General features: G+C 70.2%; 25 protein-coding genes. 15 read left to right on the plus strand and 10 right to left on the minus strand.

What is annotated here, in order from left to right; all coding sequences use genetic code 11:
* The first annotated feature begins 251 nt into the window (after positions 1 to 251).
* The 7 genes from LG278_RS07905 to LG278_RS07935 all read left to right on the plus strand — a co-directional run bounded on the left by LG278_RS07905 (position 252) and on the right by LG278_RS07935 (position 9,307).
* The gene (locus LG278_RS07905; RefSeq protein WP_404392615.1) at positions 252 to 2,528 is read left to right on the plus strand and encodes a DEAD/DEAH box helicase; all 2,277 of its coding nucleotides are present in this window, start codon (positions 252 to 254) and stop codon (positions 2,526 to 2,528) included.
* A gap of 59 nt (positions 2,529 to 2,587) precedes the next feature.
* Positions 2,588 to 3,148, plus strand: a complete 561-nt coding sequence (locus LG278_RS07910; RefSeq protein WP_404392617.1) for a YqgE/AlgH family protein — start codon at positions 2,588 to 2,590, stop codon at positions 3,146 to 3,148.
* Between the two features lie 68 nt (positions 3,149 to 3,216).
* The gene (locus LG278_RS07915) at positions 3,217 to 4,005 is read left to right on the plus strand and encodes a glutamate racemase (RefSeq protein ID WP_404393577.1); all 789 of its coding nucleotides are present in this window, start codon (positions 3,217 to 3,219) and stop codon (positions 4,003 to 4,005) included.
* Positions 3,986 to 4,312, plus strand: coding sequence for a DUF3039 domain-containing protein (locus tag LG278_RS07920; protein ID WP_404392619.1), 327 nt, complete (start codon positions 3,986 to 3,988; stop codon positions 4,310 to 4,312). Before LG278_RS07915 ends, LG278_RS07920 begins: the two co-directional genes overlap by 20 nt.
* 129 nt (positions 4,313 to 4,441) lie before the next feature.
* Positions 4,442 to 5,386, plus strand: coding sequence for a zinc metalloprotease (locus LG278_RS07925; RefSeq protein ID WP_404392620.1), 945 nt, complete (start codon positions 4,442 to 4,444; stop codon positions 5,384 to 5,386).
* Positions 5,387 to 5,515: 129 nt separating this feature from the next.
* Positions 5,516 to 7,276: a DEAD/DEAH box helicase gene (locus LG278_RS07930; RefSeq protein WP_404392622.1), complete on the plus strand. Its 1,761-nt coding sequence runs from the start codon at positions 5,516 to 5,518 to the stop codon at positions 7,274 to 7,276.
* A gap of 165 nt (positions 7,277 to 7,441) precedes the next feature.
* Positions 7,442 to 9,307: a bifunctional metallophosphatase/5'-nucleotidase gene (locus LG278_RS07935; protein WP_404392624.1), complete on the plus strand. Its 1,866-nt coding sequence runs from the start codon at positions 7,442 to 7,444 to the stop codon at positions 9,305 to 9,307.
* On the opposite strand, the gene LG278_RS07940 is transcribed toward LG278_RS07935, so the two are convergent.
* The 6 genes from LG278_RS07940 to LG278_RS07965 form a co-directional block, all read right to left on the minus strand.
* A complete protein-coding gene (locus tag LG278_RS07940; protein ID WP_404392626.1) occupies positions 9,297 to 9,494 on the minus strand; it encodes a hypothetical protein in 198 nt (65 codons plus the stop codon). The two genes, LG278_RS07935 and LG278_RS07940, sit on opposite strands and share 11 nt — an antisense overlap.
* Before the next feature lie 17 nt (positions 9,495 to 9,511).
* Positions 9,512 to 9,730, minus strand: a complete 219-nt coding sequence (locus LG278_RS07945) for a hypothetical protein (RefSeq protein ID WP_404392628.1) — start codon at positions 9,728 to 9,730, stop codon at positions 9,512 to 9,514.
* Positions 9,731 to 9,764: 34 nt separating this feature from the next.
* Positions 9,765 to 11,171 (minus strand): hypothetical protein, encoded by a 1,407-nt coding sequence (locus tag LG278_RS07950; RefSeq protein ID WP_404392630.1) that lies wholly within the window; start codon positions 11,169 to 11,171, stop codon positions 9,765 to 9,767.
* Between the two features lie 196 nt (positions 11,172 to 11,367).
* A complete protein-coding gene (locus tag LG278_RS07955; protein ID WP_404392632.1) occupies positions 11,368 to 12,063 on the minus strand; it encodes a LuxR C-terminal-related transcriptional regulator in 696 nt (231 codons plus the stop codon).
* 171 nt (positions 12,064 to 12,234) lie between these two features.
* Positions 12,235 to 13,545 (minus strand): alpha-amylase family glycosyl hydrolase, encoded by a 1,311-nt coding sequence (locus LG278_RS07960; protein ID WP_404392634.1) that lies wholly within the window; start codon positions 13,543 to 13,545, stop codon positions 12,235 to 12,237.
* A 12-nt stretch (positions 13,546 to 13,557) separates the two neighbouring features.
* Positions 13,558 to 14,076, minus strand: a complete 519-nt coding sequence (locus LG278_RS07965; RefSeq protein WP_404392636.1) for an Lrp/AsnC family transcriptional regulator — start codon at positions 14,074 to 14,076, stop codon at positions 13,558 to 13,560.
* A gap of 108 nt (positions 14,077 to 14,184) precedes the next feature.
* Here LG278_RS07965 and hppD point away from each other — a divergent pair, with 108 nt between their 5' ends.
* The 3 genes from hppD to LG278_RS07980 all read left to right on the plus strand — a co-directional run bounded on the left by hppD (position 14,185) and on the right by LG278_RS07980 (position 16,906).
* Complete coding sequence (gene hppD / locus LG278_RS07970; RefSeq protein WP_404392638.1) at positions 14,185 to 15,429, plus strand: 4-hydroxyphenylpyruvate dioxygenase; 1,245 nt, start codon at positions 14,185 to 14,187, stop codon at positions 15,427 to 15,429.
* A 102-nt stretch (positions 15,430 to 15,531) separates the two neighbouring features.
* Entirely contained in the window at positions 15,532 to 16,404 is an 873-nt protein-coding gene (locus LG278_RS07975; protein ID WP_404392640.1) for an RDD family protein, read from the plus strand.
* Positions 16,405 to 16,453: 49 nt separating this feature from the next.
* A complete protein-coding gene (locus LG278_RS07980) occupies positions 16,454 to 16,906 on the plus strand; it encodes a group II truncated hemoglobin (RefSeq protein WP_404392642.1) in 453 nt (150 codons plus the stop codon).
* A 37-nt stretch (positions 16,907 to 16,943) separates the two neighbouring features.
* On the opposite strand, the gene fahA is transcribed toward LG278_RS07980, so the two are convergent.
* Positions 16,944 to 18,176 (minus strand): fumarylacetoacetase, encoded by a 1,233-nt coding sequence (fahA, locus tag LG278_RS07985; protein WP_404392644.1) that lies wholly within the window; start codon positions 18,174 to 18,176, stop codon positions 16,944 to 16,946.
* 28 nt (positions 18,177 to 18,204) lie between these two features.
* A complete protein-coding gene (locus LG278_RS07990) occupies positions 18,205 to 19,059 on the minus strand; it encodes a hypothetical protein (RefSeq protein WP_404392646.1) in 855 nt (284 codons plus the stop codon).
* 82 nt (positions 19,060 to 19,141) lie between these two features.
* Between LG278_RS07990 and LG278_RS07995 the strand changes: the two genes are divergently transcribed.
* The 3 genes from LG278_RS07995 (at position 19,142) to LG278_RS08005 (ending at position 22,082) form a co-directional block, all read left to right on the plus strand.
* Positions 19,142 to 20,422 carry a homogentisate 1,2-dioxygenase gene (locus LG278_RS07995; protein ID WP_404392648.1) on the plus strand — a complete coding sequence of 427 codons (1,281 nt, stop codon included), beginning with the start codon at positions 19,142 to 19,144 and terminating at the stop codon, positions 20,420 to 20,422.
* 4 nt (positions 20,423 to 20,426) lie between these two features.
* Complete coding sequence (locus LG278_RS08000; RefSeq protein ID WP_404392650.1) at positions 20,427 to 21,104, plus strand: IclR family transcriptional regulator; 678 nt, start codon at positions 20,427 to 20,429, stop codon at positions 21,102 to 21,104.
* Between the two features lie 144 nt (positions 21,105 to 21,248).
* Positions 21,249 to 22,082, plus strand: a complete 834-nt coding sequence (locus LG278_RS08005; RefSeq protein ID WP_404392652.1) for a hypothetical protein — start codon at positions 21,249 to 21,251, stop codon at positions 22,080 to 22,082.
* Between the two features lie 2 nt (positions 22,083 to 22,084).
* Here the strand turns inward: LG278_RS08005 and LG278_RS08010 are convergent, their stop codons facing one another.
* Both LG278_RS08010 and LG278_RS08015 read right to left on the minus strand, forming a co-directional pair.
* Complete coding sequence (locus tag LG278_RS08010) at positions 22,085 to 22,687, minus strand: isochorismatase family protein (protein ID WP_404392654.1); 603 nt, start codon at positions 22,685 to 22,687, stop codon at positions 22,085 to 22,087.
* Positions 22,688 to 22,690: 3 nt separating this feature from the next.
* Entirely contained in the window at positions 22,691 to 23,941 is a 1,251-nt protein-coding gene (locus tag LG278_RS08015) for a nicotinate phosphoribosyltransferase (RefSeq protein WP_404393579.1), read from the minus strand.
* A gap of 133 nt (positions 23,942 to 24,074) precedes the next feature.
* Between LG278_RS08015 and clpS the strand changes: the two genes are divergently transcribed.
* Positions 24,075 to 24,380, plus strand: a complete 306-nt coding sequence (clpS, locus tag LG278_RS08020; protein ID WP_404392656.1) for an ATP-dependent Clp protease adapter ClpS — start codon at positions 24,075 to 24,077, stop codon at positions 24,378 to 24,380.
* Entirely contained in the window at positions 24,380 to 25,009 is a 630-nt protein-coding gene (locus LG278_RS08025; RefSeq protein WP_404392658.1) for a DUF2017 domain-containing protein, read from the plus strand. The genes clpS and LG278_RS08025 overlap by 1 nt, the downstream gene beginning before the upstream one ends.
* Positions 25,010 to 25,055 lie beyond the last annotated feature (46 nt).

Genomic DNA, 25,055 nt, shown 5'->3' on the forward strand with positions numbered 1-25,055 from the left:
ACGATGGAAGAGATGCCGCAGGGGATGCCCGGCGGGCAGGCTCATCCGACGAGGTGACACCCACGGGAAAGTTCGCGCCACAGGGCGTGACCCGTCACCGACGCGGAGCGGATCCGATCACCGGACGGCACAGATGCCGGGAACCGGTACACACATGGGCGCACCTGATGCGCCTGAGGCTCGTCTGCATGGTCGTGGTGTCACTCACGGCTCGAGGCGAAGTCTGCTCGAGTCAAGAGAGTTGAATACGCATGCCCAACAGCAAGTCATCCGCCGGCGCGCCCAAGAAGGCCCGCTGGTCCACCGAGAAGAAGGCCGTCGCCGCCAAGAAGCCGCACCGCGGCCAGGGCCCGTCGTCCTACTCCGGATCCCCCTCCCGCCCCGCCTCGTCCGGCAGCAGCCACGTCGGCGGCCGCGAGTGGCGTGCGCCGCGCGACGAGCACCGCTCGTCGGACCGCCCCGCACGCAACCGCGACGACCGTCCGTCCTACAACCGTGACGACCGCGGTGACCGCGGCACTAGCGGTTACCAGCGCCGCGACGACCGCCCGTCGTACAACCGTGACGACCGCGGTGACCGTGGCACCGGTGGTTACCAGCGTCGCGACGACCGCCCCTCGTACAACCGTGACGACCGCGGTGACCGTGGCACCGGTGGTTACCAGCGTCGCGACGACCGCCCCTCGTACAACCGTGACGACCGCGGTGACCGTGGCACCGGTGGCTACCAGCGTCGCGACGACCGCCCCTCGTACAACCGTGACGACCGCGGCACGGGTGCGTACCAGCGTCGCGACGACCGTCCGTCCTACAACCGTGACGAGCGTCCCGCCTTCAAGCGTGACGACCGCAACGACCGCGGCACTGGTGGTTACCAGCGCCGCGAGGACCGGCCGGCATACGACCGCGGCGCACGCACCGACCGCACCGGTGGCGGCTTCCAGCGACGCGACGACCGTCGCTCGTTCGACCGCCCCCGCACCGACCGCGACGCCGACCGTGCGCCCGCGACCTTCGAGGATGCCGAGGCCGAGCGCATGGACGCCGACACCTGGACCAAGTCCACCCGCGCCGACGTGAGCGAGGGCCCGGTCGAGGTGGCCGCCGACAACGGCTTCGCCGCCCTCGGTCTGCCCGAGCGACTCGTCGAGCGTCTGGCCCGCGAGGGCATCACGACGCCCTTCCCGATCCAGACCGCCACGATCCCCGACGCGCTGGCCGGCAAGGACGTCCTCGGCCGTGGGCAGACGGGCTCGGGCAAGACCCTGGCCTTCGGGATGCCGCTCATCGCCCGCCTGCTCGAGATGGAGCTGCCGCGTCGCCCGCGTCGCCCGCACGCCCTCATCCTCACGCCGACGCGTGAGCTGGCCATGCAGATCTCCGACGCGCTCGAGCCCCTCGTGCACGTCGCCGGCCTGCGCCACAAGCTCGTCGCCGGTGGCCTCAGCTACACGACGCAGATCAACGCCCTCAACAAGGGCGTCGACATCCTCATCGCGACGCCGGGCCGGCTCAACGACCTGCTCGAGCGCGGCGCGGTCGAGATGGACGACATCGCGATCACCGTGCTCGACGAGGCCGACCACATGGCCGAGATGGGCTTCATGGCCGAGATCACGACCAGCCTCGACAAGATCCCGGCCGACGGCCAGCGCCTGCTCTTCTCGGCGACGCTCGACCGCGGCATCGACGCCCTCGTCGCGAAGTACCTCACCGACCCGGTGACGCACTCGACGAACGACGCGACCGCATCGGTCGAGGGCATGGACCACCACGTGCTGCTCATCGACCCGCAGCACAAGAAGCTCATCACGGCCGAGGTCGCCAACCGCGCGGGACGCACCGTCGTCTTCTGCCGCACCAAGCTCGGCGCCGACCGCATCGCGCTGCAGCTGCGCGAGCAGGGCGTCATGGCGGCGGCGCTCCACGGTGGCCTCAACCAGGGCCAGCGCAACCGCGTCCTCGGCGCCTTCCGTGACGGCACGCTGCCGGTGCTCGTCGCGACCGATGTCGCGGCCCGCGGCATCCACGTCGACGACGTGTCGGTCGTCCTGCAGGTCGACCCGCCGGCCGACCACAAGGACTACCTGCACCGCTCGGGTCGCACCGCCCGCGCCGGCGACAAGGGCACGGTCGTGACCCTCGCGCTGCCGCACCAGCGGCGCACGATGGAGCGTCAGCTCAAGGACGCCGGCCTCGACATCTCGCCCGTCAAGGCCTCGCCCGGTGACGCGATCATCGCGGCGACGGGTGCGACCACGCCGTCTGGTGTGGCGATCGCCGAAGGTGACTTCCAGCGCCTCATCGCCGGTCCGCCGTCGCACCGGCGCGGCCCGGCCGGCCCGCGCGGCCCGCGTCAGGGCTCGCGTGACGGTCAGCGCCCCCACCACGCCGGTGGCCGCAGCGACCGTCGTGACGACCGACGCGGGGGTGACGACCGTCGAGGTCGTCGTGGCGACCGCGGCGAGGGCCTCGTGACCCGCTGGGGCTCCGACGACCGCGGCGACCGCCGAGGTGCTCGCTCCTGAGCGAGCGCTGACTGCGCAGCCTGCACCGTGACGTGCGGCCGGTGTGGAAGTCTTGGAGCGTGAGCTCCACCTTCCACACCGGCCGCCTTCTCGTGGCGACACCCTCGGTCGAGGGTGAGGTGTTCCATCGCTCGGTGATCCTGATGCTCCACCACGACGACGGTGGGGCCCAGGGGGTCGTGCTCAACAAGCCCCTGACGGCCGAGGTGGACTCGGTGCTGCCGGGGTGGCAGCGGGTCGTCACCGCACCGCACGTGCTCTTCCAGGGCGGGCCGGTCTCGACGTCGTCGGCGCTCGGGCTCGTCACGGTGCCGGGGGACGTGCCGGAGCCGCTGGGGGTGCGGCGTCTCTTCGGCTCGCTGGGGCTCGTCGACCTCGACGTGCCGACGCCGGTCGTGGCCGCCGAGCTCGCCGGGATGCGGATCTTCGCCGGTTACGCCGGCTGGGAGTCGGGGCAGCTCGAGGGCGAGATCCTGCGCGGCGACTGGTACGTCGTCGACGCGGAGGGGCGTGACCCCTTCACCGCAGACCCCGAGGGACTGTGGCGCAGCGTGCTGCGTCGCCAGCGCGACAGCCTGGCCTATGTCGCCAACTTCCCCGACGACCCGTCGATGAACTGACGCCGGTGCCCGACACAGACCCACACGACCGAGCCCGGTCCGCTGACACCCCGAGGCGAGTTGCCTTGGTGGACAGCGGTCTCGGGCTCGTCGGCTATGCCGATGCGCTGCACACGCTTCGGCCCGACCTCCGCCTCGTCCTGTCGCTCGACCCCGTCAACATGCCCTACGGGCCCCGCTCGCCCGACGAGGTGAGGCGGCTCATCCTCGCCTCGGCCCTTGCGACGCTGCCCTATGAGCCCGATGCGGTCGTCGTGGCCTGCAACACCGCCTCGGTGCACGGCCTCGAGGCGTTGCGCGCCGAGCTCGAGCCCGACATCCCGGTCATCGGCACGGTGCCGGCGATCCGGCCCGCGGCGGCCACGGGCGGCCCCGTCGCCGTGTGGGCGACGGCAGCCACGACCTCGAGCGACTACCTGCGCGGGCTCGTCGACGCGTTCGCCGCCGACATCGAGACCCACCCCATCGCGGCGCTGGGCCTCGCCGAGGCGATCGAGTCCGGCGACTCTGCCGCTGTCGACGAGTGCATCGCGTATGCCGTGTCGCGCACTCCCACGGGCGTGCGCGCTCTCGTGCTCGGGTGCACCCACTACGGCCTCGTGGCCGATCGCATCGTCGCCGCCCTCGGCGGCGACGTGACGGTCTTCGACTCGCCCCTCGCCGTGGCCCGCCAGACGCTGCGCCGCATCGGGCTCGCGCCGGACGCGACAGCGGCGCAGGGAGGCGTCGAGGCCGTGCTGCTGAGCGGTCAGGTCGGCGGCGCCCCGGACTCGTGGCGCCACTACCCGGCCGGCGCCCGCCTGCTGGCGACCTCCGCGTCGGCCTACACTTTGCGCCATGAGCACGATGCCTCCTGACCCGTTCGAGCCCCAGCCTGAGCCGCTGCGGCGCACGAGCACGGCGACGATCGAGCGCGAGGAGGTCCGCGAGCAGCTCCAGGAGCCCGGCGACCACGAGCGCTTCTCGCACTACGTGCGCAAGGAGAAGATCCTCGAGAGCGCGCTGTCTGGCGAGCCCGTGGTCGCGCTCTGCGGCAAGATCTGGGTGCCGGGCCGCGACCCGCAGAAGTTCCCCGTCTGCCCGGTCTGCAAGGAGATCTACGAGGGCCTGCGCGACCCGCAGGATGGCGGCGACGGCGACAAGGGTGGCTCCGGCGGCTCCTGAGGACCGCATCGCTCGCGCGCCTTTCTTACGGAGTCTTTACCCTCGCTTGTCCGAAATGACGGCGAATGGCCTCTTACAGTCCAAGAGGACGTGCCAGACCGGCACGGGACGGACGAAAGAGGTCAATCCATGAAGCTTCGCTCCCTCGCCTTCGCGGCGCCGCTCGCGCTGGTGGCTGCCGGGCTCGGCACGCCGGCCTTCGCATCACCCGCCGCTGACGGGCCCGCGCCGGCCGCCTGTCTCGACCCTCACGACGTCGGCGCCTCTGACGCCCGCGGCACGCAGGGTGCCAAGGACACCAACCACCTGAGCGCCGCCGAGGTGAGGGCCAGCGAGGCCGATCTCACCCGGGCGCTCGCCGCCAAGGGCCTGACCCGTGACTCGTCGGGTCAGCTCGCCAAGCCCGGGTCCGGCTCCACCGCGCTCGTCAGCGCGACGATCAAGGTCTACTTCCACACCATCACGAGCGGCAACGCTGGTGCGATCAGTCAGGCCGAGATCGACAAGCAGATCAGCGTCCTGAACGCCGCCTTCTCAGGGTCCGGCTTCAGCTTCACGCTCGCCGGCAGCGACGTCACGAACAACTCCTCGTGGTACACCGTGACGCCCGGCAGCCGGGCCGAGCGCTCCATGAAGTCGTCCCTCTACAAGGGCACCAAGGCAGACCTCAACATCTATGCCGCCAACATCGGTGACGGGCTGCTTGGCTGGGCGACCTTCCCGAAGTCGAAGATCAACAACCAGGACGGCGTCGTGCTCCTCAACGAGTCGCTCCCGGGCGGAAGCGCCACGAACTACAACCAGGGCGACACCGGCACGCACGAGGTCGGCCACTGGCTCGGGCTCTACCACACGTTCCAGGGCGGCTGCGCCGGCTCGGGTGACTACGTGAGCGACACGCCCGCCGAAGCGAGCCCGGCCTACGCGTGCCCGACCGGTCGTGACACGTGCACGAGCCCCGGACTCGACCCCATCAAGAACTTCATGGACTACACCTACGACACCTGCATGGACACGTTCACCGCAGGCCAGGTCTCTCGGATGGAAGCCCAGTGGACGGCGTACCGCGCCTGAGCCCAGCCGTGCGCAACACGTCAGCTCTGAGCGAAACCCGCTGAGCGGCATACCATCTCGCTCGAGGCCCCGCCAACCCGGCGGGGCCTCGGCATGTCGGTCGGCAGGACCGGCTACGGTGGGCGGTCTATGAGTTCAGGGGCCGCATTCCACCTTTCACCCGCCTTCCCGGAGCGGGCGGCCTGGGGCACCGCCAGCAAGCTGCGCGCGTGGCAGCAGGAGGCTCTGAACCGCTACCTCGCGGCGTCGCCGCGCGACTTCCTCGCCGTGGCCACGCCCGGCGCCGGCAAGACGACCTACGCCCTGCGGGTGGCGACCGAGCTGCTGAGCGCCGGCGTCGTGCAGCGGATCACGGTCGTGGCCCCCACCGAGCACCTCAAGACCCAGTGGGCCGACGCGGCCGCCCGGGTCGGCATCAGCCTCGACCCGAAGTTCAGCAACAGCGTGGGCCGGCACAGCGAGGACTACCACGGCGTCGCCGTCACGTATGCCCAGGTGGCGTCCCGGCCCGCGCTGCACCGTGAGCTGACGACGTCGCGCCGCACGCTCGTCATCCTCGACGAGGTGCACCACGGTGGCGACGCCAAGAGCTGGGGCGACGGCATCCGCGAGGCCTTCGATCCCGCGGAGCGACGCCTGTCGCTGACCGGCACCCCCTTCCGGTCCGACACCTCGCCGATCCCGTTCGTCACCTACGAGCTCGACGCCGAGGGCACCCTCGTCAGCTCGAGCGACTACACCTACGGCTATGCCGAGGCGCTGCGTGACGGCGTCGTGCGCCCCGTGCTCTTCATGGCCTACGGCGGCAGCATGCGGTGGCGCACCAAGGCCGGCGACGAGCTCGAGGCGCGCCTCGGCGAGCCGATGACGAAGGACTTCGTCGCCCACGCCTGGCGCACGGCCCTCGACCCCAAGGGGGAGTGGATCCCTGCGGTCCTGACCGCCGCAGACCGGCGCCTCAGCGAGGTGCGTCGCCACGTCGCCGATGCGGGCGGGCTCGTCATCGCCTCCAACCAGACCCAGGCGAGGGCGTATGCCGCCATCCTCCGCCAGCTGACGGGCGAGGCCCCGACGGTCGTCCTCTCCGACGACCTCGGCGCGAGCAAGCGCATCGAGGACTTCGGCGCGAGCGACGAGCGGTGGATGGTCGCCGTGCGGATGGTGTCGGAGGGCGTCGACGTGCCCCGCCTCGCCGTCGGGGTCTATGCGACCTCGACGTCGACGCCGCTCTTCTTCGCGCAGGCCGTCGGCCGCTTCGTGCGGGCCCGCAAGCGCGGCGAGACCGCATCCGTCTTCCTCCCGTCGGTGCCCGTCGTGCTCGACCACGCCTCCCGGCTCGAGGAGCAGCGCGACCACGCCCTCGACCGCAAGCCCAACCCCGACGACATCGGCCAGATGTGGGCGGAGGAGCAGGCGCTCATCGACGAGGCCAACCGCGAGGCCAAGGCCGGCGCAGGGCTCGACGAGGGCGCCTTCGAGGCCCTCGAGTCGGACGCGCACTTCGACCACGTGCTCTTCGACAAGCAGCAGTGGGGGATGCACGCGCAGATCGGCTCGGAGGACGAGGAGGAGTACCTCGGGCTCCCCGGCCTGCTGGAGCCCGACCAGGTCTCCGTGCTCCTGCAGGAACGGCAGAGCCGTCAGGTCAAGAAGGCGCCGAAGGGCGCCGAGGCACCGGTGCCGGTCGCCGCCCACCGGGCGCTCGCGGCCCAGCGCAAGGAGCTCAACACGCTGGTGTCGACCTACGCGCGCCAGAAGGGCCTGCCGCACGCCAACGTCCACATCGACCTGAGGCGCGTGTGCGGAGGCCCCGACCTGGCCGCGGCCTCCTCGGAGCAGGTGACCGAGCGGATCGAGAAGATCCGTCTCTGGCTCGTCGGCCGGCGCTGACGACACGAGCACGCTCGTCGCGCGCGCTCCTCGGATGTGACGCTTCTGTGAAGCGCTGTCTGCCCTCGGGCCGATCAGCGGGGCTATCGTCGGTGACTGCGCCTCGGGGGCGAGCCGCGCACCTGTGACCACCTGCGAACCAGGCATCGACACATGAAGGACGAGATGAGCACCGACCAGACCCCAGACTTCCTCGCATCACCCGCCACCCGCCGGCAGCTGCTCACCATGGCAGCGGTCGGCGGAGCAGGCGTCGCGGCCGTCGCCGCGGCCGGCCCGGCCACCGCCGCCACGGGCCGCGGCCCCGGCACCAACGGCGAGGTCGTCCGCCTCACCGTGCTCGGCACGACCGACCTGCACGGCAACGTCCTCAACTGGGACTACTTCAAGAACGCCGAGTTCACCGACAGCCGGTCCAACGACATCGGAGTCGCCAAGGCGTCGTCGATCATCAAGGCGGTCAAAGCCGAGGTGGGAGCCGAGCGCACCCTCACGATCGACGCGGGCGACACCATCCAGGGCACCCCGCTGGCCTACTACTTCGCCAAGATCGACCCGATCACCGGCGGCTCCATGCACCCGATGGCCGCGGCGATGAACCAGGTCGGCTACGACGCCGCCGCGCTCGGCAACCACGAGTTCAACTACGGCCTCGACACCCTGCGGGTCTTCGAGAAGCAGTGCAACTTCCCGCTGCTGTCGGCCAACTCGGTGGACTGGAACACCGGCGCGCCGGTCTTCAAGCCGTGGATCATCAAGACGATCAAGCTGCCCGACACCAAGGCGATCAAGGTCGGCATCCTCGGCCTCGTCACGCCCGGCGTGGCGATCTGGGACGCCGCCAACGTCGAGGGCAAGGTGCGCTTCCCGGGCATCGTCGAGCAGGCCAAGGTCATGGTGCCGCGCCTCAAGGCCGCCGGGGCCGATGTCGTCATCGTCTCGTGCCACTCCGGCGACAACGGCGCCTCGTCCTGGGGCGACGCCCTGCCCTACGTCGAGAACGCCAGCGCCCTGCTCGCCCAGGAGGTCCCCGGGATCGATGCGATCCTCGTCGGCCACGCGCACCTCGAGATCCCGCAGCGCTACGTCACGAACACCGCCACGGGCAAGCAGGTGCTGCTCTCCGAGCCCCTCTACTGGGGCATGCGCGTGACCCGGATGTCGATCGACGTGCAGAAGGTCCGCGGGCAGTGGCAGGTCGTGCACTCCGAGGCGAAGCTCTACAACTCCAACGTCGCTCCTGAGGACCCCGCCGTGACCGGCGCCGTCGCCGCATCGCACGCCAAGGTGCTGACCTATGTCAACAGCGTCATCGGCACCTCGAAGCAGGCGATGTCCGCCGCGACCTCGCGCTACGAGGACACCGCCGCGATGGACTTCATCAACTACGTGCAGGGCCTCACCGTGAAGGCGGCCCTTGCCGGCACGCCGCAGGCCGACCTCCCGGTCCTGTCGATCGCTGCGCCGTTCAACAAGGCCGCCGCGATCCCCGAGGGCAACGTCACGGTGCGCGACGTCGCCGGTCTCTACATCTTCGACAACACGCTGATCGGCATCGTCCTCACCGGCCAGCAGGTCAAGGACTACCTCGAGCAGTCGGCGTGGTACTTCCAGCAGCGCAGCGGCGCCGGACCCTACACGCCGGAGCAGGTGACCAACGCGGTGACCCCGCTGGCACCCGGAGGCACGCCCGACTACAACTACGACATCATGGGTGGCCTCGACAAGGCGCTCACCTACGACATCGACATCGCCAAGGACCTCGGCTCGCGCATCGCGAATCTGTCGTATGCCGGCGCCCCCATCGACCTGTCGGCCCAGTTCGTCATCGCCATCAACAACTACCGGCAGTCCGGCGGTGGCAACTTCCCGCACGTCAAGACCGCGCCGGTCGTCTACAACCGCCAGATCGAGATCCGCCAGCTGATCATCGACTGGGTGACGGCCAACAAGGTCATCGACGCCGCGGCGTTCTCCAGCATGGACTGGAAGCTCGTGAGCAACGGTCTCCCGGTCACGATCACCGGCTGACACGCGCACCCACCCGGGTGGAAAGTGCCCACTCGACCGACAAGGTCGAGTGGGCACTTCGCACCTCGGTCTCGTCCTTCTCGACGCAGACGAGCCGGCGGAAGCTGTCGGCCTCCTGGCCGTTGTCGGTGAGCGGCACGCCCTCGCTGACCACCGACGACGCACTCGAGCTGGGCAGGGTGGCCACTCCCCACCACGCGTGACCTATATCGAGACCCCGTTCGTCGGTGGTTTGGACTGGCCCGACTGCACTGGCCCGGCGATGACGTCGTTCGGTGACACCGGCGGGATCTGCCTCGCTGCGAAATCGTTCTTCGCAGCCACGACGAACGCGGTCTCAGCGTCGTGGTTGTGCTTGCGCTGGGTGCGGTAGTAACGGGTCTCGTTCTGTCCGTAGCTCATCTTGACGATGTAGTACGCCATCACTTCCTCCTCGGATCGAACACGGATTGCCGACCTAGTCGGCCGTGGGCGGATAGGACGGCACGCCACCGACGAGGAAAGCGCGCGCGGTCTGAAGGGACGTCGTGCCGCTCGAGGAGTCAGGGGCGCCGAGCGACACGATCACGCAGCCGTCGACGGTCTTGTCGTCGACATTCTTGACCTCGTAGCTCTGGTCGACCTCACCGACGGTGAACAGGCCCAACACCTTGAGGCTGAGCTTGGCGTTCTCCGTGAAGTCGGAGGTGACGTCATCGGTCTGGGCCGCGCAGAACTGCAACGTGATCGATGGTTCCCGGCTGAGGACCCACGTCTTGATGCGAGAGAACTTCTTGCCCGAACCGAAGTACTCGTCAGCCGGGAACGCCCCGCCCTGGAGCGAGTAGCCGGTCCGTGAACCGTCGACGTTCTCGAGCGCCTCGGCGAGAATGTCCTCTGCGTACCAGCCGGCGCGGTTGCTCGTCGCCAGCGCGCCGGACGTCAGTGGGGTGCTGACGAACGTGATCCCCTCGTAGGCCACATCCATCGTCACCGTGGTGGAGGCGGACGAGTACTTGTCGAGGGTGTACCTCGCCCCTCCGGAGAAGCCGACCTCGACGATGTCCGCGATCGGCACCTCCAGTCCCACTGATCCACCGACGCTCATGTTGGTCGTCTGAGAGCTGAAGTTGGTGAGCTTGAGGTTCAACTCGAGACTGCGGTTCCCGCTGGCGAGCGAGCTCACGATGGTGTTCTGGTCGGGGAAGGGGCCGAACGCCGGGTAGTACGTCGAAGCGTCGATCTGCAGCGCGCCGTTGGCCGCGGAGGGGGTGGCCAGGTTGGCGCGCAGGGCCGCCAGCCGCGCCATGGCCTGCGCCGACTGGATGCTCAACCGGTTGGCGACCTGGGCCTGCACCTGGTAGTTCTGCAGCGCGTCTTTGAACGCCTGCAGCGAGGCCGGCACGTTGTTGATGTCCGAGGACCATCGTTGCGCGAACTGCGTGTAGATGTATCCCAGCTTGGTGGGCGGGAATGCGCTCTTCATCTGGTCGTCCGTGATGGTCCCGACGTTCACCTCCCAGGTGGAGATCACCTGCTGCAGCTGCGACTGGTACTGCGCCTGGTCCCGCTGGAGGCTCTGGTTGTCGGCGCTGCTGAACGTGAACACGACGCCGCTCATGATGTCCGCATAGAGGCTCGTGAACTTGGTGCTGCCGGGCTGTGCCTGGCCGTTGTCGCCGATCGTCACGGTCTGGTCGAGCTGACCGAGGAAGGAGGTGTTGTAGTAGTTGTTCGGCCCGTACTGGATTCCGTAATACGCGCCGCTCGGCATCGACATCGGTACGAAGTCCCCGTCGAGCAGTGACGAGAAGCTTTGCGAGACCTTGGCCTGAAGAGCCTGGATGAAGGCCTCCTGCCCCGGGGTGATGCTGGCGTCAGTCATGGTGTGCCGTCCTTCGTGCGGCGCCGGGCGTCGTCTCTCGGCCCGGGCGCTGCGTCGAGTCGGGCCGAAAGGGGTGACCTCGCTCCGTTGCAAGGCCCACCCGAGAACGGTCCCAACGGGGACAGTGTTCGCGGATCCGCCGTCCCGGCGGGTAGGCGATCGGTGTGTGGGGTGGAGGCACTGCCTCCACCCCACCTCACCCGGTGGAGCCCGCGTCGCCCGCGGGGCCGCCGACGAGTCGGCCCACGATGTCCTCGCGGCCTCGAAGCCCCAGCTTGGTGAGCACCGAGTGGATGTGGGATTTCACGGTGGACTCCCCGATGAAGAGCTGACGGGCGATCTGCCGGTTGGTCAGGCCGCGCGATGCGAGCTCGGCCACGGTCCGTTCACGCGGGGTGAGCGACGCCGCCGGCCGGCTCGCACCCATCCCGCCACCGTGTCCCGGCCCGCCCGCCCAGGTGGTGTCCGGTCGACGCTGCATGGTCTGCAGCAGAAGTGCGGCCACGCGCGGGCTGCAGGGAGACTGTCCGACACAGCTCACGCGCACCGCTGCGAGCAGGTCGATGAGTGGCTGATCGGCATCGACGAAGCCGCTGGCCCCGGCCACGGCACACCGGACCACCGCCTCGGCGTGAGCCCGCGTCTCGTTGATGCCCATGCCGATGACCCGCGACGATGGTGCCGTTCTCCGGAGCGAGGCAACCGCCTCGGCGACCTCGCCCACGGAGAAATCGAGCAGCACGGCCGTGGGTTGTCGTCTCGACACGGCGGCCAAGGCCTCCGTCGTCGAGGGAACGTGCGAAAGCACCGACATGTCGCTGGCCCGCTCCACGACCGCGGCCATGGCCTCGCGGTAGGCCCGGACCGGCGCGATGACCACGACCTCGATCATGCGTCCCCCGCCCGTCGACGCTGTTCACGTGAATGCGGCGGAGACGGAGACTGCTCCGGGCGCCAAAGTGTGTCCACGCGGCGATGCCCGTCACATTGGCAAGATTCGGCTGGGGCCGCAGAGCTTGACCGATTTCTTTAAGAAGTCTTTACCGGGCATCCGGTGGCCGGCTCAGGACGCGACGAGCACCTGGTGACCCCAGGCGGGCAGCGTGTAGGACTGGCCCTGCGTCAGCTCGACCGTCTCGCCGCTCCACGGGTCGGTCCACGTGCCCGCCTGCGGGCCGTCGCCGAGCGTCACCGTCTGCTCCTGCGGCGAGAAGTTGAAGGCGGCGAACACCCGGTCGCCCTCGACGGCGCGCACGAAGCTGAGCACCGCGGCCTCCGTGGTGTTGGGCACCCGCACCATTCGGCCACCTGCAGCGCCGTTGCGCAGGGCGGGGTGGGCCTTGCGCAGGGCGAGCAGCCGGCGATAGAGCTCGCCCTGCTCGTCCTCGCGCCACTCGATCTGGTCCTTCTCGAAGAAGTCGAGGCGGCGGTCGCTGCCCGCCTCCTGGCCGTTGTAGATGAGCGGCATGCCCTCGCTGACCACCGACAGCACGACGGCAGGCACGAGTGCGTCACCGAACTGCTCGTACTCGGTGCCCTCCCAGGCGTTCTTGTCGTGGTTGCTGACGAAGAGCATGCGGTAGGCGTCACGCTGGTAGAAGCGGTCGTTCCACGCGTAGTAGACCTTGAGCACGTCGACGTCGGCCTTGCCGTGGGCGATCTTGTGCAGCGTGTCGTTCCAGCTCCACCCGTAGGACATGTCGAAGGCGCGCACGTGCAGGTCGCGCGACTCCCACTCGGCGAGCATGAAGACCGGCTTGATCTCGTCGAGCTCGCGGCGCACGTTCTCCCAGAAGTCGAGCGGCACGAAGCCGGCGACGTCGCAGCGGTAGCCGTCGACACCGACGTCGCGCACCCAGAACTTCATCGCCTCGGTCATGTAGCGGCGCAGGTCCTCGTTGTCGTAGTCGAGGTCGATGATGTCGTCCCAGTCCCACCACGGCGTCGGACGGAAGTTGCCGTTCCAGTCGCGGGCATACCACTCCGGGTGCTCCTGCACGAGGTGGTTGTCCCACGCCGTGTGGTTGGCGACCCAGTCGAGGATGACGTGGAAGCCGAGCTCGTGGGCAGCCTCGACGAAGTGACGCAGGTCCTCGATCGTGCCGAACTCCGGGTTGACCGCGAGGTAGTCCTTGACGGCATAAGGGCTGCCGAGCCCGCCCTTGCGGTTGAGCTCGCCGATGGGGTGCACCGGCATGAGCCACAGGATGTCGACCCCGAGGTCGCGCAGGCGCGGCAGGTGCGCCTCGGCAGCGCGGAAGGTGCCCTCCGGGGTGAAGTTGCGCTGGTTGATCTGGTAGATCGTCGCGTCACGGCTCCACTCGGGATGGGTCAGCTCGACGGCGGGCCGGGGCGTGTAGGGGTTGGTGGTCACGGGCACAGTCTCCTAGGACGAGGCGGTGGCTGCACCGAGCAGGTGCTCGACGAGCGGAATCGTACGGTGGTCGAGGCGGGTCGCGAGAGAGATGACCGTCGACGCGCGCGTGACGTGGGCGTCGTCGACGACCTGGTCGATGACGCGCTGCAGGTCGGCGTTGTCGCGCCCGACGATCCGGATCAGCACATCGCCCGATCCGGTGATGGTGTGCGCCTCGAGCACCTCGGGGATCGCAGCGAGGTGGTCGATGACGGGGGAGTGGCCGCCCCGGCCCTGACGGATCTCGAGCGTGCAGAACGCCGTCACGGGGTAGCCGAGCGCAGCCGGGTCGACGTCGGGCGCCATGGAGCGCAGCACTCCGGCGCGCTGCAGCCGGTCGAGCCGCGCCTGCACGGTGCCGCGGGCGACGCCGAGCCGGCGGGATGCCCCGAGCACACCCACCCCGGGCTCGCGCAGGAGCAGCAGCAGGATCCGGCAGTCGAGGGCGTCGACCGGCGCGCGCGGGGGCGGTGAGGGCGCGGACGTCATGGGCAAAGTGTCCAGCACCGGACGGCATACGGGCAACAGTTTGTGCACGATGCCCAAGCGGAGGTGCACCTGTTGACCACTGCGGGCTCCCTCCGTCACTCTCACGACATGACTGACACGATGCCGTCTCAGGCCCCCGCACACCGCGCCGACCTCACCGACCAGGAGCGCGAGGCCAACCTCGACCTCGACCAGCTCAAGCAGCTCGTCGGGCTCGTCGACTACGACGAGGACTCGGACGTCTTTCCGGTGACCGGGTGGGACGCGATCGTCTTCGTCGCGGGCAACGCCACCCAGAGCGCGCACTACTACCAGAGCGCGTGGGGCATGGAGCTCGTCGCCTACTCCGGTCCCGAGAACGGCAACCGCGACCACAAGGCGTTCGTGCTCAAGAGCGGCTCGATCCGCTTCGTCATCAAGGGCGCGGTCGACCCCGACAGCCAGCTCGCCGACCACCACCGCCGCCACGGCGACGGCGTCGTCGACATAGCCCTCGAGGTGCCCGACGTCGACCGGTGCATCGCCCAGGCCCGTCGCGCCGGAGCCACCGTGCTCGAGGAGCCGGCCGACCACACCGACGAGCACGGCACCGTGCGCACCGCCGCCATCGCGACCTACGGCGAGACGCGGCACACCCTCGTGCAGCGCTCCGTCGAGGGGCAGACGTATGCCGGCCCGTACCTCCCGGGGTACGTCACGTCCGCGTCGTCCTACGTCAGGCGCGACGGCCAGCCCAAGCGGCTCTTCCAGGCGCTCGACCACATCGTCGGCAACGTCGAGCTCGGCCACATGGACGAGTGGGTCGGGTTCTACAACCGCGTCATGGGCTTCGTCAACATGGCCGAGTTCATCGGCGATGACATCGCGACCGACTACTCGGCGCTCATGAGCAAGGTCGTCGCGAACGGCAACCACCGGGTGAAGTTCCCGCTCAACGAGCCGGCGATCGCCAAGAAGAAGAGCCAGATCGACGAGTACCTCGACTTCTACCGCGGCGCGGGCGCCCAGCACCTCGCCGTGGCGACCAACGACATCCTCGCGTCGGTCGACGCCCTGCGGGCCAACGGCGTCGAGTTCCTCGACACCCCCGACAGCTACTACGAGGACCCCGAGCTGCGCGAGCGCATCGGCAACGTCCGCGTGCCGATCGAGGAGCTGCAGAAGCGCAAGATCCTCGTCGACCGCGACGAGGACGGCTACCTGCTGCAGATCTTCACCAAGCCCCTCGGCGACCGCCCGACCGTCTTCTTCGAGCTCATCGAGCGGCACGGCTCGCTCGGCTTCGGCAAGGGCAACTTCAAGGCGCTCTTCGAGGCCATCGAGCGCGAGCAGGACCGGCGCGGCAACCTCTGACCGACGCACGGGGCAACGCCCCACGAAGCCCCACGACGCCCCGGACCAGCTCGGTCCGGGGCGTCGTCGATCCTCGGCTGCGGGGCATGGGAGAGTTGTCCCATGAGCCAGCAGCCTTCCGGGTGGTACGACGACCCGAGCAATCCCGAGATGCTTCGCTACTGGGACGGGGTGATGTGGAGCAGCCACACCGCTCCCAAGAAGTCACCGACGCTGCCGCAGGGCACCGGCGTGCAGCCCGACGCGGGTGCCGACGCGACGGGGGCTGCGACCCAGGGCGTGCCGATGCCGACCACGCCGATGCCGCAGGGCAGCGGCTGGCAGGGCCAGGCGCCGCAGGCGTATGGCCAGCAGGGACAGGTCGGTCAGCAGGGGCAGTACGGCCAGGCGCCGCAGTATCCCGGTGCGCCGGCGAACGCCGCGTGGATGCAGTCGATCAAGACGACCGCCGACGGGGTGCCGCTCGCCTCGTGGGGCCGCCGCCTCGGAGCCTGGATCATCGACGGCATCCTGCTGACGATCCTGTCCTACCTGCTCCTGCAGGCCTTCGCCCCCGACTACTTCACGGCGGTCGAGAACCTCCTCGACGCCGCGGGCCGCCAGAACCAGGACGAGATCCAGGCGCTCGCGACCGACATCGCCGCCCAGTCCCTGCGCGTCGGGCTCATCACCTGGGGCGCCGTGACGGTCTACTGCCTCGCGTTCTGGACGACGCTCGCCCAGACGCCGGGCAAGATGGCGCTCGGCATCAGCGTGCGCCGGGCCGACCGCCCCGGTCCGCTCGACATCTCCACGGCCCTGCGGCGCCGGGTGCTCTCGGCCCTGCAGATCGTGCCCCTCGTCTCGGGCCTCTACTTCATCGTCTTCCTGCTCGACTACCTCTGGCCGCTCTGGGACGACAAGCGCCAGGCCTTGCACGACAAGGTTGCGGCCACGCAGGTCGTCGTGGGCAAGCAGCCCCGCAACCAGCGCTGACGGCGGGCTGCACCCGCTTCTGCGTCGCGTCACGTGGCAGGGTGAAGCGATGCAGACGCTCTATGACGCAGCCGGCGGCGCTGACGGGATGCTGCGGCTCGCCCACGCCTGGCATGAGCGGGTGCTCGCCGACGAGGTCGTGAGCCACGCCTTCAGCCACGGATTCCGTGACGACCACACCGAGCGCCTCGCCGCCTACTGGGGCGAGGCGCTCGGCGGTCCCGCCACCTTCTCTCGCACCATGGGCAACGAGTCCGAGGTGGTGCGCCTGCACAGCGGCAACGGTCCCCACGAGGAGATGGACCGTCGGGCCGTCGACTGCTTCGACGAGGCCCTGACCGACGTCGGTCTCACCGAGGAGCCGCTTCGGGGCGTGCTGCACGACTACTTCGCCTGGGCGACGCACTCACGGATGAGTGCGTTCCACGGCTCGAAGGACCAGGTGCCTGACGGCATGACGGTCGCGCGCTGGTCGTGGCAGGGACTCGTGGAGCCCGCCTGACGGCATACGGACGCCTCTCGCCGGTGAGCCGGCGCCCTTAGGGCGCGGTGGGCACGATCGTGCCGGTGACCTGGCCGAGGCCGATGCGCGACCCGCGCGGACCCGGCGCCCACGCCGTCATCGTCACGGTGTCCCCGTCCTCGAGGAATCCGCGGGTCGACCCGTCGGCGAGGGCGAGCGGCTCGGTGCCGTTCCAGGTCAGCTCGAGCAGACTCCCCCGGGAGTCCCTGGTCGGCCCACTGATCGTGCCCGAGCCGAAGAGGTCGCCGTCGCGCACCGAGGCCCCGTTGACGGTGAGGTGCGCGAGCATCTGCGCGGGGGACCAGTACATGCCCGCGTGCTCGGGCCGCGAGACGACCGTGCCGTTGAGGCTCACCTCGACGTGCACGTCGAGACCGAAGGCATCGCCCTCGAGGTAGGGCAGGACCGGTGGATCCGCCTGTCCCGGCAGGGAGATGCGTGCATCGCGCAGCGCATCGAGCGGGGTGACCCACGCGGAGATCGAGGTCGCGAAGGACTTGCCGAGGAAGGGGCCGAGGGGCACGTACTCCCACGCCTGGATGTCGCGTGCGCTCCAGTCGTTGAGGATGACGACACCGAAGAGGTGGTCGGCGGCCTCGTCGACGCTCACGCGTGAGCCGATCGTCGTGGCACCTCCGACGACGTAACCGAGCTCGGCCTCGATGTCGAGCCGGATGCTCGGGCCGAAGACGGGGGCCGCGTCCTGAGGCGCCTTGCGCTGGCCGCTGGGCCGCACGACATCGGTGCCCGACACGACGACGGTGCCCGCCCGGCCGTGGTAGCCGATCGGCAGGTGCTTCCAGTTCGGCGGGAGCGCGGGGTTGTCGGGTCGGAAGATCTGTCCGACGTTGCGGGCATGGTGCTCACTCGCATAGAAGTCGACGTAGTCGGCGACCTCGATCGGCAGGTGCAGCGTCACGCGGTCGAGGGAGAGGAGGTGCGGCTCGACCCCGGCCCGGTGCACGTCGTCGGTGAGGATCTCGGTGAGCCAGTCGCGGGCGATCGTCCACGCCGGACGGCCGAGCGCGATGAAGGCGTTGAGGCTCGGATTCGCCCAGGCCGCAGCCAGATGCGGCCCGTCCCCGGGGTCACCGCCGAGTGCAGCGACGGCGGACGCATCGAGCACGTGGTCACCGATCCGCACACCGACACGGCGGCGGTCCGGTTGCTCCGCCGTGGAGAAGATGCCGTAGGGGAGGGTGTCGATGCCGAAGGGATGGTCGTCGGGGACGTCGAGCCACGAGGTCACGTGCGGTCTCCTCAAGAGGTGCGGGCGGTCAGCGGTCAAGGTGCGGGTGCTCGTCGATGAGACCGAGGGCGGCGAGCTCGACGAGCGGGTCGAGCACCCCGCAGCAGCCGTATGCCGTGAAGCTGGCTCTGACTCTCGCAGCGTCGACCGCCGTCAGGCGGGCCACGCGCTCCGTGAGCAGCTCGGCACTCGTCTGCGCCAGGACGTGCGCCAGCTCGGGAGCCTCGGCGCCGTCGAGCGCCTCGTGGGTGGCGACGACGACGTTGAGCAGACCGTGCATCGGCTCCCCGGCGTAGTCACCTCTCACCACGTGGTGCAGACCGCCGGTCAGCTTGAACGAGAGGCCCTGCAGGATGACGGCGTCGAGGAAGCCGCCGAGCACATGCTCGTCAGGCCAGAGCCACGTCGGGGTCGCGCCGGTGCGGAACTTCACCGTCACGTCGGCCTCGTCGTCGACCGCGTCGGCGATGTCGTCGAGTCCGGCGCGCTGGTCGGCACCCACCCCGACCTCGACGACCACGGGCACCTCGAGGGCCAGCACCGAGCGCCAGTCGGGGCACCAGCCCACCTCGACCCCGGTCACGACGACCCGGTCGTCGTCGCGCAGGGCGGCCACGGCGTCGACCGCCGGCTGCACGGGTGAGTCCGGTCGCACGACGAGGGCCAGCTGCAGTGGGTGGGCGGCCGTCCGCGCATCCGCCGCCGCGAGGCGTGCGGCCTCCGCCGCGTCGGTGGCGGGCACGAGGAGCGTGCCGAGGTGGCCGGCATACGGCTGCGACCGCCGGTCGAGGTGCTCACGCACGGCGACGTCGAGCGGCGCGAGACCCGGCGGAAAGACGGCTGCGTCGTCGATGAGGCGGTCGAACAGCGGCGTCCTTGACATGTGGGGGAGCGTACTCCACTGTGGCAATAGTGATACGCCCGCGTCCGATTATCGGACGCCAGTCAACGATGATCGAGGAGCCATGGCGCACTACCAGGCTGTCGGCAGCATCCCGCCGAAGCGTCACACCCAGCATCGACGCCCCGGGCGGGGCCCCAAGGCCGGAGAGCTCTACTACGAGGAGCTCATGGGCGAGGAGGGCTTCAGCTCCGACAGCTCCCTGCTCTACCACCGCAACATCCCGTCGACGATCGTCGACTCGCGCGTGTGGGAGCTGCCCGACCAGACGACGACGCCCAACCACCCGCTCCTGCCGCGGCACCTCAAGCTGCACGACCTCTTCGACGCCAAGGCAGCCCGTGCCGCCGACGTCGTCACGGGCCGGCGGCTCGTGCTCGGCAACGGCGACGTGCGCATCTCCTACGTCGTCGCCGCGAAGCCGAGCCCCTGGTATCGCAACGGCATCGGTGACGAGTGCGTCTACGTCGAGCGCGGAAAGGCCCGTGTCGAAACGGTTTTCGGCTCCTTCGACGTCGCCGAGGGCGACTACGTCATCATCCCCCGTGCCACGACGCACCGCTGGATCCCGAAGAAGTCCACCAAGGACCCGCTGCGCGCCTACTGCGTCGAGGCCAACAGCCACATCGCACCGCCGAAGCGCTACCTCAGCAAGTACGGCCAGCTCCTCGAGCACGCGCCCTACTGCGAGCGCGACCTGCGCCAGCCGGTCGGCCCGCTGCTCGCCGAGGACGTCGGCGCCGACCCCGACGAGCGGACCGACGTCTACATCAAGCACCGGGGCAACGGCCCGGGCGGGCTCGTGGGCACGGTCCACACGCTGCCCTTCCACCCCCTCGACGTCGTCGGGTGGGACGGCTGCCTCTATCCCTACGTCTTCAACGTGCGCGACTTCGAGCCGATCACCGGTCGCATCCACCAGCCGCCACCCGTCCACCAGGTCTTCGAGGGCTGGAACTTCGTCATCTGCAACTTCGTGCCGCGCAAGGTCGACTACCACCCGCTCGCGATCCCGGTGCCCTACTACCACTCCAACGTCGACAGCGACGAGATCATGTTCTACGTCGATGGCGACTACGAGGCACGCAAGGGCTCGGGCATCGGCAGGGGCTCGATCTCGGTGCACCCCGGGGGTCACCCGCACGGACCGCAGCCCGGAGCGACCGAGGGCTCTCTCGGCGTCGATCGCTTCGACGAGCTCGCCGTCATGGTCGACACCTTCCGGCCGCTCGAGCTCGGCGAGGCCGGCCTCGCCGTCGACGACGGCCGCTACGCGATGTCGTGGTCGCAGGGCCTTGCACGGGTCGGGTCGACGGGCGCCGGCGGCGTGCACTCGGAGGGCTGAGCGGGTGGCGACGGACTCCGCTGCGCCACGATCGGAGGCGTCGCAGACCCTCGACCGCGGCATACGGATCCTCGAATCCCTCGCTGAGCGAGGCGATTTCGCGGGTCTGACGGTGACGGAGCTCGCGACGTCGCTCGGGGTGGGGCGGCCTGTCGTCTATCGCCTCGTGACGACGTTGGAGGCGCACCACCTCGTCGCGCGCGCCGAAGACGGTCGGGTGCGCCTCGCCCTCGGCATCAGCCGCCTCGCGTCTGCGGTCACTCCGATCGTGCGCGCCGAGGCCCGCCCGGTGCTGCGTGAGCTCGCCGACGCCGTCGGCGCGACCGCCCACCTGACCATCGCCGAGGGTGACGAGGCACTGGCGCTCGTCGTCGTCGAGCCGTCGTGGACGGACTTCCACGTGGCCTATCGCTCCGGAGCCCGGCACCGGCTCGACCAGGGGGCGGCCGGGCGGGCCATCCTCGCCGGGCGGGCGGGGGAGGCCGGCCTCGTCGCCTCCGACGGCGAGCTGCAGGCCGGGGCGCACGGTCTGGCGGTCCCGCTCGCAGTCACCGTGCCGGGCGCCGCGCCGGCGTCGTTCGAGGCATCGGTGGGAGTCGTGTCGCTCGCTCCGCTCGACGCCCGCGCCGTGGGTCCGCGACTCCAACACGCCGCCCGCGCACTCAGGGCCGTCCTGCGCTGACCCGGCCCGCAGGCGCCGCGAGGTGGCCGGGCGCGACCCGTGCACGGCCGATCCCGGCTCTGTGACAACCGTTTCGGCTGCCCACAACGTTGAGATGTCGGCGCCCGACGACGTGCGCCCACCCTCAGCGCAAGGAGCGCCGCCATGTCATCTCTCCGTCTCGCAGCCGCGGCCCTGGCTCTGGGCGTCGCACCCCTCTCGGCGGCGCCCGCCCATGCCAGTGACGTCGGCAACGACACCATCGCCGGAGCGGTCGTCATCGACAGCATCCGCCCCGACCCCTGGGCCTGGTCCCAGGACACCACCGGCACCGATGTCACGGACGCCGACGACGCCTATCTCGCCGACACCTGTCTCCTGTCGATCGCCGTCGAGCGCACGGTGTGGTTCACCTACACCGATGTGACGGGTGAGGGCTTCGGCGTCGACGCGATGGCCTCGGACCACAGCACGAGCACGGCGATCTTCGAGGGGGACCCACGCGCGGGCGGTGCCGTCGTCGCGTGTGGCGAGGACGAGGTCGCGGCCGACGGTGAGGCCGGTCAGCAGTACTGGATCGCGGCGTTCGCGGACAGGCCGGGCTCCGCCGGTGGAACCCTCGACCTCACCGTGCGGCCGCTGCGCCCACCGGCCACCGTGTCGGCGTTCACGGTCAGGCCGACGGCACTCGTGCAGCCGGATCGGACGGTCCTCGTCACGGGGACGTATGCGTGCGCCAACGCGCCGGCATACGGCAGCAGCATCCGTGGCTCCGTCGGTCACGACGGCGACCGGGCCAAGCCGCGCAGCTACTTCTACCTGCCGGAGCTGACCTGCGACGGGGATGTTCGCGTGTGGCAGGCCACGGCCCAGACGTTCGACGCGGGGGTCCCCTTCGTCGGCCGCGGCACGGTCGACACCACCCTCTGGGCCTGCGGCGACCTCTCCTGCGACGTCGGCGAGATCCGGCAACCGATCACGGCAACGCGTCTCGGCTGACGTCAGCTCGCGACGGTGGGGGAGCCGAGGAGGCGTATGCCGGCCTCGTCCATCTCGTGCAGCGCCGCGTCCGTCGTGGGCCGGGCCACGCCCGCCGTGAGGTCGAGCAGCACGGTGGTCTCGAAGCCCTCGCGCCGGGCATCGAGGGCCGTCGCCCGCACGCAGTGGTCGGTGGCGATGCCGACGATCTCGACCTGCCCGACGTGGCGCTCGTGCAGCCAGGCGGACAGGGACGATCCCTCGCCCTCGTCGCTGTGACCCTCGAACCCGCTGTAGGCGGCGGCGTGCTCGCCCTTGCGGAAGACCGCCTCGACGTGGTGCAGAGCGGTCATCAGGTGCGGGTGGAAGTCGGCGCCCTCCGAGTCGGCGACACAGTGCACCGGCCACGAGTCGACGTAGTCGGGCGCGTTGGAGAAGTGCGGGCCCGGGTCGATGTGCCAGTCGGCAGTGGCGACGACGTGGTCGTAGTCGGCGGCGTGCCGCACCACGTGCTCCGACACGAGCTGCGCGACCTCCGCCCCCCCGGTCACGGCGAGTGATCCGCCCTCGCAGAAGTCGTTCTGCACGTCGACGATGATCAGGGCGCGTGCCTCGGATTCGGCCATGGCTCAGTCCTCCTCGTAGATGGTGGGAATGACGGCCTCGCCGCGAGAGAGCTGCGCGGCAGCGCGCGGCAGCTCGGCACGGGAGGCCTCGTGACGCGCTCGGGCCTCGTGGATGTCCTGGTGGTCGACGACCTCGCCGCCTCGCACGAGGTCGATCAGGAGCGGGCGGTCGTCACCGTCGTCGCGCGGCTGCTCGCCGATGCCGATGACCTCGGCCTGCGCGACGCCGTGCTCGTTGCGACGGCGCAGGGCCCACTTGCGGCCCCCGACCGACGCCTTGTCCTTGCTCTTCTTGGCCACCCCCCGCATGACGCCCGACGCGTCCTCGCGGTGAACGAGCTTGTAGACCATCGACGCGGTCGGTGCTCCCGACCCCGTCACGAGGGCGGTGCCGACGCCGTAGCCGCTGACCGGGCCGGCGGCGAGGGCGGCGATGGCGAACTCGTCGAGGTCGGAGGTGACGATGATGCGCGTGTCGTGGTTGCCGGCGGCGTCGAGCTGGGCCCGCACCTCGGTGGCCTGGATCAGCAGATCGCCGGAGTCGAGCCGCACTGCCCCCAGCTCGGGACCGGCGATCTCGATGGCGAGGTCGACCGCCCGGCGCACGTCGTAGGTGTCGACGAGCAGCGTCGTGCCCTTGCCGAGCGACTCGACCTGGGCGGTGAAGGCCTCGCGCTCGGAGTCGTAGAGGAGCGTGAAGGCGTGGGCCGCCGTCCCGGTCGTCGGCACGCCGTAGCGGCGGCCCGCCTCGAGGTTGCTCGTCGCGTCGAAGCCGCAGATGTAGGCCGCCCGCGCCGCGGCCACCGCCGACTCCTCCTGGGTGCGACGCGAGCCCATCTCGATGCACGGCCGGCCGCCGGCGGCGCTCGTCATGCGGGACGCGGCCGAGGCGATCGCGGTGTCGTGGTTGAGGATCGAGAGGACCAGCGTCTCGAGGAGCACCCCCTCGGCGAAAGAGGACTCGACGACGAGCACCGGTGAGCCGGGGAAGTAGCACTCACCCTCGGCGTAGCCGCTGATGTCGCCGCTGAAGCGGTAGGAGGCCAGCCACTCGACGGTCGGCCGGTCGACGACGCCGGAGTCGGAGAGGAAGCGCAGCTCGTCGTCACCGAAGCGGAAGGCCTCGAGCGCCTCGAGGATGCGACCCGTGCCGCCGACCACGCCGTAGCGCCGACCGTCGGGCAGCCGCCTCGCGAACGCCTCGAAGACGCAGCGTCGCTGCGCCTCGCCCGAGGCGAGCGCTGCCTGCAGCATGGTCAGCTCGTAGTGGTCGGTCAGCAGCGCGGTGCTGGCGGCGGGGGTGCTCCCACGGGTGCTCACGCCAGCCACCTTACGGGCGGCGACCACACGGCATACGGCTGACGCCCGAGGCACCTAGGGTTGGCGTGTGCCAACCGCCAGTCTGTCGCTCGCGCCCGTCGAGGAGGAGGTGACCTCGGTCGACGAGGTCGTCTCGCCCGACCTGCCCTGGGTCACCATCGTCTGGAACGACCCCGTCAACCTGATGACCTACGTGACGTGGGTCTTCGAGACCTACTTCGCCTACCCGAGGAGCAAGGCCGAGAAGCTCATGATGGACGTCCACCTCAAGGGCAAGGCCGTCGTCTCCCACGGCCCCCGCGAGTCGATGGAGCGCGACGCCGAGGCGTTGCAGGGCTACGGGCTGTGGGCCACCTTCGAGAAGGACGCCTGATGGCACGGGCGTTCCTGCGAGAGCCCGAGGGGCTCGTCGCCCTGCTCGACGACGGCGAGCGCACCATCCTCTCGGGACTCATGCAGCAGACCCGCGTGCTGCTCTCGCCCGAGATCGAGCCGACCGGCGACGCCTTCGACGACCTCGTCGCCTCGATGGGGGTGTCCCTCGCCGCCGACCAGGACGCCGGCGGCACTGACGACGAGCGCCGCGACCCCGCGCTCGACCGTCTGCTGCCCACGGCGCACCGCGGCGACGACGAGGTGGCCGCCGAGTTCCGCCGGCTCACCGAGGAGGGCCTGCGCCAGCGCAAGAGCTCCAACCTCGACGTCGCCATCGACCGCGTCGCGGCGGCGAGCGAGGACCGCGTCGTGCTCGACGACGCGTCGGCGCCCGCCTTCCTCATCGCGCTCACCGACGTGCGGCTGCTGCTGGGGGAGCGGATGGGGATGCGCACCGAGGAGGACGCGGACGCCCTGCACGCAGCCATGGAGACGATCGCCGACGACGACCCGCTCGGCTACGCGATGGCGTGGTACGACTTCCTGACCTGGCTGCAGGAGACCCTCGCCCACGCGCTCATGGGTGACGACGGCCGCGACGACCTCGACGACCGCGACGACGTGTGACGCAGCCGACGCCCCGCCTCCCAGCGGCTGTCGGCGAGCCCACCTA

The organism is Humibacillus xanthopallidus, assembly GCF_044793955.1.
GTDB lineage: Bacteria > Actinomycetota > Actinomycetes > Actinomycetales > Dermatophilaceae > Humibacillus > Humibacillus xanthopallidus_C.

Excerpts from the sequence above, each read along its gene's own strand:
- LG278_RS08015 (WP_404393579.1), bottom strand. The coding sequence starts at position 23,941 with ATGCTGCAGGCAGCGCTCGCCTCGGGCGAGGCGCAGCGACGCTGCGTC.
- LG278_RS07980 (WP_404392642.1), top strand. The coding sequence starts at position 16,454 with ATGCAGACGCTCTATGACGCAGCCGGCGGCGCTGACGGGATGCTGCGG.
- LG278_RS07925 (WP_404392620.1), top strand. The coding sequence starts at position 4,442 with ATGAAGCTTCGCTCCCTCGCCTTCGCGGCGCCGCTCGCGCTGGTGGCT.
- LG278_RS07990 (WP_404392646.1), bottom strand. The coding sequence starts at position 19,059 with ATGTCAAGGACGCCGCTGTTCGACCGCCTCATCGACGACGCAGCCGTC.
- LG278_RS07975 (WP_404392640.1), top strand. The coding sequence starts at position 15,532 with ATGAGCCAGCAGCCTTCCGGGTGGTACGACGACCCGAGCAATCCCGAG.
- LG278_RS08025 (WP_404392658.1), top strand. The coding sequence starts at position 24,380 with ATGGCACGGGCGTTCCTGCGAGAGCCCGAGGGGCTCGTCGCCCTGCTC.
- LG278_RS08005 (WP_404392652.1), top strand. The coding sequence starts at position 21,249 with ATGTCATCTCTCCGTCTCGCAGCCGCGGCCCTGGCTCTGGGCGTCGCA.
- LG278_RS07930 (WP_404392622.1), top strand. The coding sequence starts at position 5,516 with ATGAGTTCAGGGGCCGCATTCCACCTTTCACCCGCCTTCCCGGAGCGG.
- LG278_RS07905 (WP_404392615.1), top strand. The coding sequence starts at position 252 with ATGCCCAACAGCAAGTCATCCGCCGGCGCGCCCAAGAAGGCCCGCTGG.
- LG278_RS07950 (WP_404392630.1), bottom strand. The coding sequence starts at position 11,171 with ATGACTGACGCCAGCATCACCCCGGGGCAGGAGGCCTTCATCCAGGCT.
- LG278_RS07945 (WP_404392628.1), bottom strand. The coding sequence starts at position 9,730 with ATGGCGTACTACATCGTCAAGATGAGCTACGGACAGAACGAGACCCGT.
- hppD (WP_404392638.1), top strand. The coding sequence starts at position 14,185 with ATGACTGACACGATGCCGTCTCAGGCCCCCGCACACCGCGCCGACCTC.
- LG278_RS07965 (WP_404392636.1), bottom strand. The coding sequence starts at position 14,076 with ATGACGTCCGCGCCCTCACCGCCCCCGCGCGCGCCGGTCGACGCCCTC.
- LG278_RS07955 (WP_404392632.1), bottom strand. The coding sequence starts at position 12,063 with ATGATCGAGGTCGTGGTCATCGCGCCGGTCCGGGCCTACCGCGAGGCC.
- LG278_RS07935 (WP_404392624.1), top strand. The coding sequence starts at position 7,442 with ATGAGCACCGACCAGACCCCAGACTTCCTCGCATCACCCGCCACCCGC.
- LG278_RS07995 (WP_404392648.1), top strand. The coding sequence starts at position 19,142 with ATGGCGCACTACCAGGCTGTCGGCAGCATCCCGCCGAAGCGTCACACC.
- LG278_RS07920 (WP_404392619.1), top strand. The coding sequence starts at position 3,986 with ATGAGCACGATGCCTCCTGACCCGTTCGAGCCCCAGCCTGAGCCGCTG.
- LG278_RS08010 (WP_404392654.1), bottom strand. The coding sequence starts at position 22,687 with ATGGCCGAATCCGAGGCACGCGCCCTGATCATCGTCGACGTGCAGAAC.